General features: G+C 68.5%; 10 protein-coding genes. 5 read left to right on the top strand and 5 right to left on the bottom strand.

Annotated features, from left to right (window positions below):
* Positions 1-10 precede the first annotated feature (10 nt).
* Positions 11-1,765 carry a sensor histidine kinase gene (locus AB4Z32_RS05995; RefSeq protein WP_441935008.1) on the bottom strand — a complete coding sequence of 585 codons (1,755 nt, stop codon included), beginning with the start codon at positions 1,763-1,765 and terminating at the stop codon, positions 11-13.
* A 114-nt stretch (positions 1,766-1,879) separates the two neighbouring features.
* Positions 1,880-2,755, bottom strand: coding sequence for a LysR family transcriptional regulator (locus AB4Z32_RS06000; RefSeq protein WP_441935009.1), 876 nt, complete (start codon positions 2,753-2,755; stop codon positions 1,880-1,882).
* A 106-nt stretch (positions 2,756-2,861) separates the two neighbouring features.
* Between AB4Z32_RS06000 and AB4Z32_RS06005 the strand changes: the two genes are divergently transcribed.
* Entirely contained in the window at positions 2,862-3,842 is a 981-nt protein-coding gene (locus tag AB4Z32_RS06005) for a quinone oxidoreductase family protein (protein ID WP_441935010.1), read from the top strand.
* Between the two features lie 13 nt (positions 3,843-3,855).
* Here the strand turns inward: AB4Z32_RS06005 and AB4Z32_RS06010 are convergent, their stop codons facing one another.
* A complete protein-coding gene (locus AB4Z32_RS06010) occupies positions 3,856-8,340 on the bottom strand; it encodes a translocation/assembly module TamB domain-containing protein (RefSeq protein WP_441935011.1) in 4,485 nt (1,494 codons plus the stop codon).
* Entirely contained in the window at positions 8,340-10,247 is a 1,908-nt protein-coding gene (locus tag AB4Z32_RS06015) for an autotransporter assembly complex protein TamA (protein WP_441935012.1), read from the bottom strand. The genes AB4Z32_RS06010 and AB4Z32_RS06015 overlap by 1 nt, the downstream gene beginning before the upstream one ends.
* A gap of 152 nt (positions 10,248-10,399) precedes the next feature.
* Here AB4Z32_RS06015 and queC point away from each other — a divergent pair, with 152 nt between their 5' ends.
* The gene (queC, locus tag AB4Z32_RS06020; protein WP_441935013.1) at positions 10,400-11,113 is read left to right on the top strand and encodes a 7-cyano-7-deazaguanine synthase QueC; all 714 of its coding nucleotides are present in this window, start codon (positions 10,400-10,402) and stop codon (positions 11,111-11,113) included.
* Between the two features lie 75 nt (positions 11,114-11,188).
* Here the strand turns inward: queC and AB4Z32_RS06025 are convergent, their stop codons facing one another.
* Positions 11,189-11,566 (bottom strand): hypothetical protein, encoded by a 378-nt coding sequence (locus tag AB4Z32_RS06025; protein ID WP_441935014.1) that lies wholly within the window; start codon positions 11,564-11,566, stop codon positions 11,189-11,191.
* Between the two features lie 242 nt (positions 11,567-11,808).
* On the opposite strand from AB4Z32_RS06025, the gene AB4Z32_RS06030 reads away from it, so the two are divergent.
* The 3 genes from AB4Z32_RS06030 (at position 11,809) to AB4Z32_RS06040 (ending at position 14,680) form a co-directional block, all read left to right on the top strand.
* Positions 11,809-12,018: a hypothetical protein gene (locus tag AB4Z32_RS06030; protein ID WP_441935015.1), complete on the top strand. Its 210-nt coding sequence runs from the start codon at positions 11,809-11,811 to the stop codon at positions 12,016-12,018.
* A 114-nt stretch (positions 12,019-12,132) separates the two neighbouring features.
* The gene (locus AB4Z32_RS06035) at positions 12,133-12,627 is read left to right on the top strand and encodes a hypothetical protein (protein ID WP_441935016.1); all 495 of its coding nucleotides are present in this window, start codon (positions 12,133-12,135) and stop codon (positions 12,625-12,627) included.
* A gap of 91 nt (positions 12,628-12,718) precedes the next feature.
* Complete coding sequence (locus tag AB4Z32_RS06040) at positions 12,719-14,680, top strand: GAF domain-containing sensor histidine kinase (protein ID WP_441935017.1); 1,962 nt, start codon at positions 12,719-12,721, stop codon at positions 14,678-14,680.
* Positions 14,681-14,690 lie beyond the last annotated feature (10 nt).

Below are 14,690 nucleotides of genomic sequence, written 5' to 3' on the forward strand. Positions count from 1 at the left end.
AATCGTTAAATTATAGAGGAGGTTCGGCGCCACATCGCATGGGCAGGCATAGCCGCAACACCGTGCCGGCGGCTGCCGCTTCGACCCGTACGCTGCCGCCCAGGCGCTCCATGGCCTTGCGGACGATCGCCAGGCCGATGCCGGTGCCCGGATAGGCTTCCTCGCCATGCAGGCGCTCGAACACGCCGAAGATGCGCTCGCGCTGCTCGGGCGGGATGCCGATGCCGTTGTCGGCAATCCAGACCAGCGCGTGATCGCCGTCTTCGCATCCGTGGATCCGGATCGAAGGCGCGACGCCGGGCGCGACGAACTTGATCGCATTGCCGATCAGGTTCTCGAATACCTGCACCAGGATGGCTTCGTTGCCGAGCGCGGCGGGCAGGGGAGAGGCGATCTCGACCTGGGCACCGCTGCGCGAGACCTGGGTTTCGATGTCGGACAGGGCCAGCCAGGCTACCCGTTCGAGGTCGACCGTCCGCAGCTTGAGCTCGGCCCGCGACAGCTGGCTGTAGGCCAGCAGTTCGGTGATCAGGCGGTCCATGCGGCGCGCGGCCTCGCGGAGCCGGGCCAGGAAGTGGCGCCCCTGTTCGCTCAGGCGCGGCGATTCGTCCTCGCGCAGGGCGTCGGCATAGCCTTCGACGTTGCGCAGCGGCGCGCGCAGGTCGTGTGCGACCGTATGGGCAAAGGCGCGCAGTTCCATGTTCGCTTCAGCCAGCCTTTCGGTACGTTCCTGGATGCGGCGTTCGAGCAGCAGGTTGGCGTCGGCCAGGTCGCGCTGGGCCTGTTTCAGCTCGGTCACCTCGTGGATGCCGATCACGGTCCCGGCCGGCTTGTCGTGCACCAGCATCGGATGGCAACTGAGGATCCAGTCGCGCGCGGTTTCCGGATGCAGGGGCGTGCTGCCCGACAGCGCGATGCGCGCGGGCGCCATGGCGCCGGCGACGATGTCGCGCAGCAGCGCGGGCAGGTCGAGCGTCCCGGGGGCGGCCGGCAGGATGCGCAACACCTCCTCGAGCGGCCGGCCGGCGGCCTGGGCGGCGTTCATGCCGGCCAGGTCTTCCGCCACCGGATTCATGAACTGGACCCGGCCGCGCAGGTCGGTGGCGATCACGGCGTCGCCGATGCTGCGCAGCGTGGCCGCCAGGCGCGCCTGCCCGGTCTGCATCATGAGGGCTTCGTGGCGGGCCATGGCGCGCACGAAGAACAGCAGTGCGATCGAGAGGAAGGCCACCGCGCCGGTGGCCACGATGGTGCGGGTCAGGTCGCGGTCGACCACGGCGGCGCGCAGGGCCAGCAGCCTTTCCTCTTCGCCGCGCAGGGCCGCTTCCTGGGCGGCGATGGCCCTGCGCAGGGTGCGCATGCCGGACTGGGTATGCCGCTCGGGATGCTGCAGCCCCTCGGCCAGCGCCTGCGTAAAGCCGTCGAGCAGGGTGCGGTAGCGCAGCAGCGCCTGTTGCTGGACCGGATTGTCGCGGGTCAGCCGCTGCAGGGTCTGCCACTCGTGCGGGATGGCGGCAAGCCCGGCGTCGAGCTCGGCGCGGTCCTGCGGGTCGTGGTCGAGCAGGAGCGATTTCTGCAGGGCATCCACTTCGTTGACCAGGCTGATGGTCTCCTGCAGGCGCACCAGCACGTCCTGGGTGTGCACCACCCAGCGCCGCGACTCCACCGTGCGGCCGATGCTGCCGATGAGCGTCGCGATCGCGGCGGCCAGGATCATGATGCTGGCCGCCGTTGCGTAGTTGACGTAGCGGGTTGTTCCTTGCATGAGCACTGGCCTTGTAAACCCCGTGTTTTATGCGCTGAGCATGTCGATCCATTCTAGCAAATGCACTCGGGGCCGGTCGCGTGCGAGTAACGGTGCGAGTAACGCACATCGGGATCACGCCAGGACCGGCCCGGCCTGCGCCAGCAGTTCGGCCAGCAGTTCCGCCACCAGGGTCACGCGCGGCGAGCGGCGCACGTCGGGATGCACCACCAGCCAGATCGGCCGGCTCAGCACCTGGGCGTGGTCCGGGTGCACCGCCAGCAGGCTGTCGCTGCGGCCGAGGAAGTGCGGCAGCAGGCCCACGCCCAGGCCGGCGCGGCAGGCCGCCAGCATGGATTGGGCATTGTTCGACCAGAAGGCGTACGGGCGGCCGGCGCCGAATCTGTCCAGCCATTTCTGCTGCGGCGAGGTCTTCATCGCCTCGCCGTAGCCGACGAATTCCCATTCCGCTTGCGGGCGCGCGAACCAGTCGGGGGTGGCATAGAGGCCGTATCCCATCTGCGCCAGCGGGCGTCCGGCCAGGCCAGGTTCCTCGGGACGCGACAGGCGCAATGCGAGGTCGGCTTCGCGCCGGTACAGGTTGGCCTGGCGCACCTCGGCGACGATCTCGATCGCGATCGCCGGCCAGCGCGACCGCAGGGCCGCCAGCCGCGGCACCAGCAGGGTACTGGCGAGCGCCGGCGGCGCCGACACCTTGACGACGCCGCGCAGGGTGCCGGCGCCGGTTCCGGCGCGTGCGAAGGACAGCGCCTCGTCCTCGACGCGGCGCGCATACGCCAGCAGGTGCTCGCCCTCCGCGGTCAGGATCCAGCGCTTCGGCAGGCGGTCGAACAGGCGCAGGCCGATCCGGGCTTCGAGCATGCCGATGCGGCGCGACACCGTCGAATGCTCGACCGCCAGCGCCCGCGCCGCCGCGCTCAGGCCGCCCTGGCGCGCCAGTTCGACGAAGTAGCGGATGTCGTCCCAGTCGAGCGGGCTGGGCTTTGTCATCTCGAGGTCATCGGTGAATTTTTGCACAATAAGTGGCGATTTTTTGGGATTTCGGTCGAATTTCAATCAATCTACCATGTGCTCGTCTTTTCAACAGGAGCATGGAATGGAAACCTTGATCGAACATGTCGTCATCCGCCGCCAGGGCGGACCCGAGGAGCTGCGGGTGGAACAGCTGGCGCTGGCGCCGCCCGCCGCGGGAGAGATCCGGATCCGCCATCTGGCGGTCGGGGTGAATTTCCTGGACGTCTACCACCGCAACGGTGTCTATCCGCTGCCGGCGCTGCCGGCCACCATCGGGGTCGAGGGCGTGGGCATCGTCGAGGCAGTGGGCACGGGCGTAAGCGGGATGCATCCCGGCCAGCGCATCGCCTACGCCGGCCGGCCGGGTGCCTACGCGGCAGTGCGCAACCTGCCCGCCGACTACGCGGTGGTGCTGCCGGACGCGGTGCCGACCGAGGCGGTGGCCGGCGCACTGCTGCGGGGGATCACGGCGCATATGCTGTTCCATCACGTGCGTCCGCTGCAGGCCGGCGACACGGTGCTGGTGCATGCGGCCGCCGGCGGCCTCGGCCTGGTGCTGGTGCAATGGGCGAAGGCGCTCGGTGCGCGCGTGATCGGTACCGTGGGCAGCCGCGCCAAGGCCGAGCTGGCGCTGGCCCATGGTCTCGACTGCGCGGTGCTGTACCGGGAAGAGGATTTCGTCGCCGCCGCGCGCGAGTTCACCGGCGGGCGCGGCGTCGACTTCGCGATCGACGGCATCGGCGGGCCGACCCTGCTGCGCAGCTTCGATGCGGTGCGGCCCTACGGCATGGCGGCCAGCATCGGCCAGGCCGGCGGCATGCCCGGACCGGTCGATTTGATGCAGATCGGCAACCCGCGCGCCATCTCGTTCTCGCGACCCGGCGTGATGCGCCTGATGCGCGATCCGGCGCTGTACCGCGAAGGCGCCGACGCGACCCTGGCGCGCCTGGCCGACGGCCTGCAAGTACGCATCGGCGCCGAACTGCCGCTGGCGCAGGCGGCCGACGCGCACCGGATGCTGGAAGAGGGCAGGACCACGGGCGCGTTGCTGCTGCGGCCCTGACCCCGGCTTGTCGTTAGTCGAACGCCCAGGAGTAGAGCACGTCCAGCGCCGTGTTGGTGCCGGTCTGCAGCGCCAGCGTGATGCGCGGGGTGAGCTTGTAGCGCAGGCGCACCACGCTGGTGGCGGTGGCGGCGCCCTGTTCGAAGCTCAGGTAGAGGCGGGAAGAGATGCGCTTGCCGACCGTGACCACGGTGTTCGCCAGGCCGGTATCCTGGCCCGCGCCCTGGCGCACGCCGAATTCGTCGACGCCCAGCGCGTTCGCCAGCTTGCTCTGGATGCCGCCGGTGCCGCCTTTGCCGCCCAGCAGGGCGCCGGCCGCCGCGCTCAGCACATCGGCTTCGTTGCCGGTCGTGCCCTCCATGCCGTGGCCCAGCACCAGCCAGGACAGCTTGTCGCTGTCGGACACGTTCGGCGTCGACACCAGCTTGGCCGTCGGCGACAGCGCCGTGCCGCGCACCTGCACGCCGGCTTCGACATTGGTCTCGCTGAGCTGCTCGCCATCCGGACGCTTGCGCACGGCCAGCACGTCGATCGACGGGTTGTCGTAGGGACCGCTGAAGGTGGCGACGCCGCGCTCGATCGACAGGCGCTGGCCGTAGGCGGCATAGGTGCCGCTCACGGTGCGCACGGTGCCGTTGATGCGCGGTGCGCCGTCGCCGACCTTGCGCACGTGGACGCTGCCGGCCAGGTAGGCGTCGGCGCCCATGCCGCGCAGGTGGAAGTCGTCGCCCAGGTCGGCCGTCAGGTCGATCGTCAGCGGCACCGCCGCTGCCTTCTTCGCCGCTCCTTCCTTGGCATTGGCGCGGCCGAGCACGATCACGTCGTCGGACAGGGTCGGGCGGTCCTGCGGCGCGAACTCCACCAGCGCGCGGTCGGCCTTGAAGCTGCCCTCGACCGCGAAGCGGCGCGCGTCGCGCACCACGCTGGCCTGGCCGCTGACGATCACGGTGCGGTCCGGGCGCGACAGCGCTTCGAGCTTGTCGGCCACCAGCTTGAGGTTCATGGCGGTTTCGCTGCCGGCAAAGCGCACGTTGCCGTCGATGGTGGCGCGGCCGCTGTTGCCTTCGAAGGCGAAGCGCTGCAGCTGCAGGCTGTCGCCGGCCAGCACCGCGCGCAGCTGGCCATTGCGCAGGCGGACGCCCTGGTCCGGCCAGCGCACCGCGAGGCGGTCGCCGTTCACGGTGCCGTTCAGGGTCGGCGCGCCGACCGTGCCTGTGCCGGTGACGGCCAGGTTCAGGGCGCCGTCCACTTCCAGGCCCGGCTGGCCGATCAGCGGCGAGACCCAGGCCAGCGAGCCCAGGTTGGCGCTGGCGGTCAGGCGCAGCGGGCTGTCGTTGTCGAGACGGCCGTGGATCATCTGCGCGGTGGCGTCGACCTTGGCGGTGCCGATCCGGCTGCCGTCGACCGCCAGCTGGGCGCGCAGGGCGCCGCCGTTGACGTCGGCGCGCAGGTCGAGCTGGCGCAGGCCCAGCACCACCGGGGCGACGTCGCCGGCGATCAGGTCGCCCTTCTCGCGGAACACGTGCAGGCTGCCGTCCAGCGCCGGCGCGGCGCCGCTGCCGGCGGGCGCGCGCATGTCGAGCGCCCAGTCGGCGCCGAGCGTCATGTCGCCGCGCAGGTTCTCGCGGATCGCGTCGGACGCCTGGGCCAGGTAGCCGACCGGGACCCCGGTGGCGCTGCCGCGGCTGGTCCAGCGCGGGCCGTTCTTGACCAGCGACTGGATCGTGACCGAACCGGCCGGCAGGCGGATCGTGGCATCGTTGACGCTGATCTGCTCGGGGCTGGCGAGTCCCTTGACGCCCGAACCCGGCGCGCCGGCGATGCGCAGCGGGGCCGGCGCCGCCAGCGCGAGCGCGTAGCGGCCGCGGTTCTGCAGCGTGTTCAGGGTGCCGGCCCAGGCGCTCAGTTGCCCATTCGTGGTATAGCCGCCGCTGATGGCGAGGTTGGCGTCGAAGGCATCGCCGCGCGCCGCCGCCGAAATCGTGTGGGCGCCGCGGGTGCCGGTCGATTGCAGGCGGGCCGTGGCGATGCGCGTTTCGCTGCCCGGCGCGCCGCCGGCGTAACCGGCGATCTGCACGTCGAGCGCCAGCGGGTCGGCCGCGCCGCGACCGGAACCGAGGTTCGCGGTGGCATGCAGCGACGTCAGGTTCTGGGCCTTCATGCGCAGGTTCTGGCCGTCCAGCGAGGCGGTCAGCGAAGGCGTGTCCATGGTGCCGGACAGGGTGCCCGAGCCGCGCAGCACGCCGCCGAAGTCGGGGCCGAGGGCGGCCAGCTGGGGCGCATCGATGCGCCATTGCAGGGTGTCGCGGCCGCTGCCGAAAGCTCCGCGCGCGGCCACCACGTTGGCGCCCAGGTGCAGGTCGACGTCGGCGTTCGAGACGTGGCGTTTGTCGGCCGTGAGCTTCGCATAGCCCCACAGCGGCGAATTCGACAAGGTCGATTGCTGCAGGGTGAGGTTGACCGAGCCGCCCATGTTCGCGCCGGTGCGGCCGCTGGCGTCGAAATTGCCGTTGATGCTGCCGGCGAAGGGCGAGCCGAAGGCGGCCGGGTTCAGCTTCTGCATCGAGCCGCTGGCCTTGACCTCGACCACCTTCGCATCCTTGGCGCCGGACAGCCAGGCTTCGCCGCTGGCGTGCAGGGCGCCGTTGTCGAGCTTGCGCTGCTGCGCCACCCAGCCCAGGCTGCGGGCGTCGACGTCGAAGCTGGTGCGCGGCGCATCCATGGTGCCGCTGACGACGCCGTTCGCCACCAGCGCGCCGTACAGGTCCTTGCGGATGGCCGCCAGCTGGCGGCCGTCCACGCGCCAGGCCAGCTTCTCGCCCGGCTTGCCGAAGGCACCGCGCAGGTCGACCGTGTTCTGGCCCAGCGCCAGGTTGGCATTCACGTCGTGCACGTGGACGCCGCCCGGCACGCCGCCGTCGGCATCCAGCTTGCCCTTGCCGGACAGCGGCTGGTCGAACAGGCGGCTCGGGCGCAGCGCGAAGTCGGCCGCGACCTGCCATTGCGGGGCCAGCGCCCCCGAGGCGTTGATCTCGGCATTGATGTCGGCCTTCGGGAAGTCGCCGAAGGCCGCCGGGTCGAGCCGGCTGGCGACGACGTTCGCCTTGAACGGCTTCTTGTCCGTCAGGCTGGCGCTGCCCGTCACGCGCACGCTGCCGGTGCCGGCGGCCAGGCGGGCGTCGCGCACGGTCAGCACATTGTTGGCAAGGGCGGCTTCGGCCACCAGGCGCAAGCCGGCGTCGGACAGGTTGACGTCCAGGGTCTGCGTGTCCTGGCTGTTCGCCACCTTCAGGTTGCCGGCGATGGCGGTCTTCTTCATGCTGCCGTGGATCTGCCTGAGGTCGATGCGGTCGGTGTGCAGCGCGAACTGCGCGGTGCCGATGCCCTTCTCGTCCGGACCGCGTTCGACGCTGCCGCTGCCGGTGAAGCTGCCGGCGCCGCCCAGGTCGAGCAGCACGTCGCCGATCTTCATCGACGAGAGGTTGCCGCCCAGCTGGCCGCGCATCGCCCGCAGCGGCAGGCGCTGCTGGTCGATGGTGCCCTGCGGTCCGTCGTTGGTCAGGTTCACGGAACCGCTGATGTTGCGGTCCGGGTCCAGGCGCGCGTCCACCGCCAGGTTCAGGTCGGCGGTCGGCAGCGAGGGGTTGAAGAAGCCCGGATCGATGTTCTTCGCATTCAGCGTGAACGCCTGCAGCGGGATCTCGGCGAAGGGCGACAGGACCAGTTTGGCCGTGCCCTGGGCGCGCGCGGCCTGGCCGCTGGCGTCGAGGACGGTCTTTTGCAGGTCGCCGCCGGCATGCAGCTTCAGCTGCGGCAGGATGGCGCCGGGCTGGGCTTGCGAGGTGGACTGGGAAGCGGGAGCCTGGCTCAGGCTGGCGTCCGCATTCAGCTTGTAGGGCAGGGTGTTGGCGATGGTGCCGCTGGCGGCGGCCAGGCCCCAGGGCGTGTTCGCCTTCGCGTAGTCGAGCTTCCACTGCTGCTTGTCGCCGTGCAGGCTGGCGCGGATGTCGTCGATCCGGGTCTCCGCGCCCTTGTTCACGAACACCGCCGTGGCCAGGCGCGCATCTTCCACCGCGATCTTGAAGGGCGGTGCCAGGCGGGTCGGCATCGTGCTCGGCTCGGTGCTTTGCTTGAGCGTTTCCATGCGCAGCGACTTCGCGTACAGCTTGTCGATCTCGACGCCGTGCGACAGGTATTGCCAGGGCTTCCAGTCGATGTCGATGTCGTTCATCGTCATCAGCGAGGTCTCGGTGCGGAACACCAGCTGGCCGACGTGCATGTGGCCGTACAGGGAACCGCTGACGCCGGAAAGCAGCAGCTTGCCGCCGCTGGCATTGGCGACGCGCTGGGCGATCATCTGCAGCGTGGTCTCGCGGCCGCCGTACCAGACCACGCCGCCGATGACGACGGCGGTGACGGCCACGCCGATCGCGACCCGGCGCGGCCAGCGGCGCGGCTTGTTTTCTTCCGGCGTGTCGGGAGTGTGTGCTTCGCTCATCAGAAGGTGAATCCCAGTGAGAAGTGCAGGCGGACCTTGTGCACCGCCTTGCCGTAGGCGACGTCGACGGCGATCGGGCCGACCGGGCTGCGCCAGCGCGCGCCCACGCCGTAGCCGACCTTCGGCTTCAGGTCGGCGAAGTTGTCGGCGGCATTGCCGACGTCGTAGAACACGGCCGCGCCCCAGGGCGGCTTGAACCACCAGTCGTATTCGGTGCTGGCGGTGAACAGGTAGCGGCCGCCCGTGATGGCGCTGCCGACCGGGATGCCCAGCTGCTGGTAGCCGTAGCCGCGCACCGACTGGTCGCCGCCGGCGCGGAACAGGAAGGTCGACGGCACGCCGTCCTTGTCCCTGGAGAGGACCGCGCCGAACTCGCCGCGCACGATCAGGGTGCCCGAGGTGCCGACCGGCTTGTAGCCGATCGCCCGCACATAGCTGCGCACGAAGGGCTGGTCGGTCAGGATCGGCAGCGGCGCCGCGCCCAGCTGCAGGTTGACGATGTAGCCGCTGTTCGGCAGCACCAGGCTGTCGAGGTGGCGCTTGGTGATCGAGAAGGTCAGCGGCAGGGCTTTCGCGCGCGTGGTGGGCAGGTGGTCGATGGTGACCTGCTCGGTCAGCGCTTCCAGCCGCAGGCTGCGTTCCAGGGTCGGCGAGCCCCAGGCGCGGGTGGCGTGGATGCTGGTGGTGCGGGTGATCTGGTCGCGCACGTCCTCGCGGTCGTAGCCGGCGCCGACGCTGTTGCTGTAGCCGTTCGAGGTGGTCGGCCAGAAGAAATCGGTGCGCACCTGCTGGTGCAGCTGCTCGTACAGCACATTGCTCTTCATGCGCTTGCCGAACACGTTCAGGTCGTCGTAGTTGGCCTGGGCCCGGGCCCCGGTATTGGTCGAGAAGCCGAGGCCGAGCGACACGTTCTTGCGCTTGTTCTCGGACACCCGCACCAGCACCGGCATCGTGACCGCGGCGGACGGGGCTTCGGGTTTGGCGCCCTGTCCCTGGTTCAGTTCGCTGACCTGTTCCTGCAGGGCCGAGGACATGTCGAGGCTCACCTCGACGCTGCTGAAGTAGCCGGTGTCCTGCAGGCGGCCCTGCAGGGCCTGCAGCGCGGCTTCGTTGTATTCGTCGCCCGGATGGATCTGGTTCAGGTTGTTGATGATGGAGGGCGAATAGCGGCTCAGGCCCTCGATCCTGAGGGCGCCGAAATGCACGTCCGGTCCGCTGTCGATGACGACCTTGAGGCGGGCCTTGTGGCTGTCCGGATCGACGGTGGCGCTGGAGTCGATCAGCTGGGCGCGCGGGAAGCGCGACTGCGTGATCTGGCGCACCATGCCGCGCTTGGCCGCTTCCCAGTCGGCGGTGCGAAAGCGCGAGCCGACCGGCAGGGTCCAGCGGTTGCGCAGGGAGGCAGCGTCGACCGGCGCTTCGGTTTTATCGAAAGGCACGAAGCCGCGCAGCTCGATGTCGACGTCGCTCACCGCCACCGCCTGGCCCGGATCGACGATCACGCGCGCGACCGGCGTGCCGCCCGAGGTATCCAGCCCGCTCGAGATCGTGGGCGTGTAATAGCCCTCGGTGGCGACCAGGGTTTTCGCTTCCTCGGGGGCGTTGCGCACCAGGCGCTGCAGCTGTTCGAGGTCGACCCGCGGGTTGCCGCGCCAGCGCATCAGGTCGAGGTTGCTTTCCAGGAGCTCGCGCAGGTTGCGCGGGGCGTCGATCTTCACTTCGTAGCGGACCGAGCGCTGTTCGGGCGCCTCGACCGGCAGCGGCGTGGCCGGCTGGCGCTCCTGTTCCTGCAGTTCCTTCTGGGTCTGTTCCTTGCCGGTGGTCGGGGCCGGGACGGGGTCCTGGGCCTGGGTTGCAACCTGGCCTGCAGCGCCCACGGAGGCACACAGCGCGTTCACGACCAGCACGATTTGTGCCAAAATCCGAGATCGCGCCGGCGCAAGTGTCTCCATCGTGTCGGGTCGTGCGGTTACCATGTCTCTCCATTCTCCAGTCTGCCGGCCACATCTTAACGGATTGTCAAAACCGGCGGCGGACGCTTTACTTCAGGAACATCAATATGCATCAAGCTGACACCGCGCTCGTCCTGTTCAGCGGCGGACAAGATTCCACCACCTGCCTGGCCTGGGCCCTGCAACGCTATGAACGGGTCGAGACCATCGGTTTCGATTACGGCCAGCGCCACGCGATCGAGCTGGCGGTGCGGCCGACTGTGCTGGCCAAGATGCGCGCGCTGTCGCCGGAATGGGACCGCCGCCTGGGCGAGGACCACATGATCGACCTGTCGCTGATCTCGAAGATTTCGGATACGGCGCTGACCAGCAACGTCGCGATCCAGATGCAGGAAAACGGCTTGCCGAACACCTTCGTGCCGGGCCGCAACCTGCTGTTCATGACGGTGGCGGCGACGGTCGCCTACCGCCGCGGCCTCACCGTGCTGGTGGGCGGCATGTGCGAGACCGATTTCTCCGGCTACCCGGACTGCCGCGACGACACCATGAAGGCGCTGCAGGTGGCCCTCAACCTGGGCATGGCCACGCGCCTGAAGGTCGAGACCCCGCTGATGTGGATCGACAAGAAGCAGACCTGGGAACTGGCCGAGCAGTGCGGCGGCGAGGCGCTGGTCGACCTGATCCGCTTCGACACCCACACCTGCTACCTGGGAGAGCGCGGCGCCGCGCACGACTGGGGCCACGGCTGCGGCAAGTGCCCGGCTTGCGAGCTGCGCGCGCGTGGCTACGCGCAATACGCCCAGGCCCGCCGCGGCGCCTGAGGCGCGATCGTCAACGTGCGTGGGCTCGTGATTCTAGCCCCCGGCTTGAATCACCCCATCCTGGGCACTAACTGCTTATACCGTCTGTTCGCGGATCGTGCGGTTCTTGTTGGAGCGCTTGACCAGGTACCAGACCAGGGCCAGCGGCAGCAGCAGGGGCAGCAGCAGCGGCGAGATCGCCAGCGCCAGCACCAGGGCACCGATGCCGAGGCCGCCGATCAGCAGGATGCCGACGCCGGCGAACACCACCGCCAGCACCGCGCCCACCACCAGCATGATCAGGCCGGCCAGCAGCGTGCCGCCGCCCGCGAACAGCATCGCCAGCAGGGCGCCCAGCGGACCGTCGATCTCGTCGCCGTCGACGTTGAAGACCATGTCGCCGCTGGAGACGAACACATTCCACAGGAGCAGGGCAAACAGAAACAGGATGACGAAAGCGGCGGTCTTTTTCATGATGGTCCTCGCGGTGTTCGGTTGTAGATTCGGGCTTTGAAGCGCTATGTCCGTGTCGGCATGGTTCCAATGTATCTGTATCGTTCGGACGCCTCCATCGGCATGCGACAGGCTGCAATTTTCAGGGGCCAGGCGTGCTCCGGCGGCCGACGAACGGTGGGAAAAATTGGCGGGAATCAAGCCTTGCAATGTCAAGCATGAGGTCTATACTGACAGCCTGCTCTGTCGCAGGAGGGAATCCTATGCATTACATCCAGGACCATCCGACCTGGGCGCCATTTGCCCGGCTCGACAGGGGTGGCCACAAGAATCCGCCGTCGGCGCCACCGGCCATTCCGCCCATCATCATCACGCCATTCAACAAGCAGATTCCGAATCCGGCGATCGATCCGCGCAGTACGCCACCGGGGCCGCCCATCGTCCCGCCGCGCAGGCCCGACCTGCGCATGTAGCCTGCGCATCCAGCCCGCGCGTCTCGCCTGTTTCTGTGCCGTCTCTTGCCCTCGCTGCCGGAATTTCCTATGATCTGGCCTCTGGGCGCTTGCCCGCAGCAGGATAGGAACGACATGAACGACGAAGCACCGGATCACCACGACGACGACGCACCGGTACAGGAAGCACGTGTGTGGCAGGACAATGGCTGGACCGCACGAGTCATCAAGAACGAGGATGACGAAGGCTGGGCCGTCGCGATGTACAAGGACGGCGAAGCGGAACCGGCCCTGGTCGGGCCCTGGACCATGGGCCGCGACAAGAAGAACCCGAAGCCGCTCGACGTGAACGCCTTCAACACCCTGGTCAAGACCGCGTATGAAGTGCTGCGCCGCCACGAGCAGCAGCTGCACGCCCGGCTGCACAAGAGCACCGTCGTGTCCGGCCCGGACGGCGAGCTGAAGGTCACGCTAGACATCGTGCCGGACGAGGACAATCCCTATGCCTTGCTGACCGCCATCGACGAGATGGGCGAGCAGGTGGCCCAGGTGCGGGTCGATGCCGGCTTCAAGTTGTCGCCGGCCTCCGCGCTGGCCTGGGTCGAGAACGATTTCCGCGCCCCGCGCTGAAATCGCCGCAAATAAGCCACAGTTTTCTCCTGGCAGGCGCGCGAGCTGATAATATTTCCCAGACGCACTATTTCGTGTTTTAGGGGGATCGATGGAAAACCGTCTCGCGCGCCTGGAAGCGGTGCAGGCCATGCTGCTCGAAATCGGGCACTTGTCCGCCAGCTGCACCGACATCACCGAATTCATCGGCGCCGTTCACCGCGCACTGGGTCGCATCATGTATGCGGAAAACTTCTATGTGACCCTGGCCGAGCGCGAAGACGGTACCGTGCGCTTCGTGTATTTCGTCGACACCGTCGATGAAGGCCCGAGCCCGGACGAGCGCGTGCGCCTGGCCTCGCCCGAGCAGTCGCCGACCGCCTGGGTGATGCTCAACAAGCAGGCGCTGTCGATGACCGCCGACGAGGAACGCGCCCGCGAAAACGGCAGTACCTGGGGCACGGGCAGCGTTGCCGAGCACTGGATGGGCTGCCCGCTGCTCGACCAGCAGCACGAAGTACTGGGCGCCATCGTGATCCAGAGCTACCTCCCGGAACACACCTACAGCGAGGAAGACCAGGCGCTGTTTGCCCTGATCGCCAACCACGTCTCGAATGCCCTGCAGGGCCTGCAGAGCATGGACCGGCTCGAGCGCGCCGTGCAGGAACGCACTGCGGCGCTGGCGCGTGAGGTGGGCGAGCGCCGCCGCGCCGAGCAGGTGCAGCATGCGCTCTACCAGATTGCCGACCTGTCGGCCTCGGCGCTGGACACCGACGAACTGGCCGCCAGCCTGCACCGCATCATCGGCGAGCTGATGGTGGCGAAGAATTTCCTGATCGCGCTGACCCATCCGGACACCGGCGAGATCAGCATCCCGTATTTCGTCGACGAGAAGGACCGCGACGCCCCCAGCAAGCGCTTCCCCTTCGGCATCGGCATGTGTTCGTACGTGCTCAAGACAAAGCAGGCCCAGCTGCACGACGCCGGCAGCTTCGCGCGCCTGATCGCCTCCGGCAAGGTCCAGAATCCGCTCGGCAGCACCGATATCGCCAGCTGGATCGGCGCGCCGATGCTGGTACACGACCGCGCCTATGGCGTGATGGTGGTGCAGAGCTACGACCCGACCATCCTGTATACCAAGACCGAGCTCGACCTGCTGGCCTTCATCGCCAGCCACGTGGCGGTGGCGATCGCCCGCATGCAGGCCGACCGCGCGATCCGCAAGGCCAAGGAAAGCCTGGAAAGTCAGAACGCGGCCCTGAACCAGGCGCTGACCCAGCTGCAGGAAGCGCAGACGGAACTGGTGCGCCAGGAAAAGCTCGCCTCGCTGGGCCAGATGGTGGCCGGCGTGGCCCACGAGATCAACACCCCGCTGGGCATTTGCGTGACCGCCACCAGCCACCTGGTGCAGGAACTCAAGCTCACCAAGGAAGAGCTGGCGGCCGGCGAGATGACGGAAGACAGCCTGAACGCCTTCTTCGACGTGGTCGACCAGTCGCTGCGGATCATGACCACGAATACCCAGCGCGCAGCAAACCTGGTGCGCAGCTTCAAGCAGGTGGCGGTGGACCAGTCCTCGGACAATATCCGCAAGTTCAACCTGTGCAAGTACGTGGGCGAGATCCTGCTCTCGCTGCAGCCCAAGCTGAAAGGGCGGCCGGTCAAGGTGGAGGTCGATTGCCCGCCCGAGCTGGAAGTCGACAGCTTCCCGGGCGCAGTGTCGCAGATCGTCACCAATATGGTGGTGAACTCGCTGGTGCACGGCTTCGAGCGCGACCAGCCCGGCAACATCACGATCCGCGCGCGCATGGAGGAGGACGACATGATCGCCTTCGACTACGGCGACGACGGCGCCGGCATGGACGCCGATACGCTGGCCAAGATGTTCGATCCCTTCTTCACGACCAAGCGCGGCAGCGGCGGCAGCGGCCTGGGCGCCCACATCCTCTACAACCTGGTGACCGGTTCGCTGGGCGGGACGCTGCGGGTGGAAAGCAGCCCCGGCAAGGGCCTGCAGTATTACCTGCGCTTCCCGCGCACGGCCAGGAAGGTGGAGCTGGCGCTCCCGGCTTGACGCGCGGCGC

The sequence above is a fragment of the Massilia sp. 2TAF26 genome (assembly GCF_052115005.1).
Lineage (GTDB): Bacteria > Pseudomonadota > Gammaproteobacteria > Burkholderiales > Burkholderiaceae_D > Telluria.

What these genes read in the sequence shown, in the direction of transcription:
- AB4Z32_RS06030 (WP_441935015.1), top strand. Translation starts at nt 11,809, where the DNA reads ATGCATTACATCCAGGACCATCCGACCTGGGCGCCATTTGCCCGGCTC.
- AB4Z32_RS06025 (WP_441935014.1), bottom strand. Translation starts at nt 11,566, where the DNA reads ATGAAAAAGACCGCCGCTTTCGTCATCCTGTTTCTGTTTGCCCTGCTC.
- AB4Z32_RS06005 (WP_441935010.1), top strand. Translation starts at nt 2,862, where the DNA reads ATGGAAACCTTGATCGAACATGTCGTCATCCGCCGCCAGGGCGGACCC.
- AB4Z32_RS06035 (WP_441935016.1), top strand. Translation starts at nt 12,133, where the DNA reads ATGAACGACGAAGCACCGGATCACCACGACGACGACGCACCGGTACAG.
- AB4Z32_RS06000 (WP_441935009.1), bottom strand. Translation starts at nt 2,755, where the DNA reads ATGACAAAGCCCAGCCCGCTCGACTGGGACGACATCCGCTACTTCGTC.
- AB4Z32_RS06040 (WP_441935017.1), top strand. Translation starts at nt 12,719, where the DNA reads ATGGAAAACCGTCTCGCGCGCCTGGAAGCGGTGCAGGCCATGCTGCTC.
- queC (WP_441935013.1), top strand. Translation starts at nt 10,400, where the DNA reads ATGCATCAAGCTGACACCGCGCTCGTCCTGTTCAGCGGCGGACAAGAT.
- AB4Z32_RS06010 (WP_441935011.1), bottom strand. Translation starts at nt 8,340, where the DNA reads ATGAGCGAAGCACACACTCCCGACACGCCGGAAGAAAACAAGCCGCGC.
- AB4Z32_RS05995 (WP_441935008.1), bottom strand. Translation starts at nt 1,765, where the DNA reads ATGCAAGGAACAACCCGCTACGTCAACTACGCAACGGCGGCCAGCATC.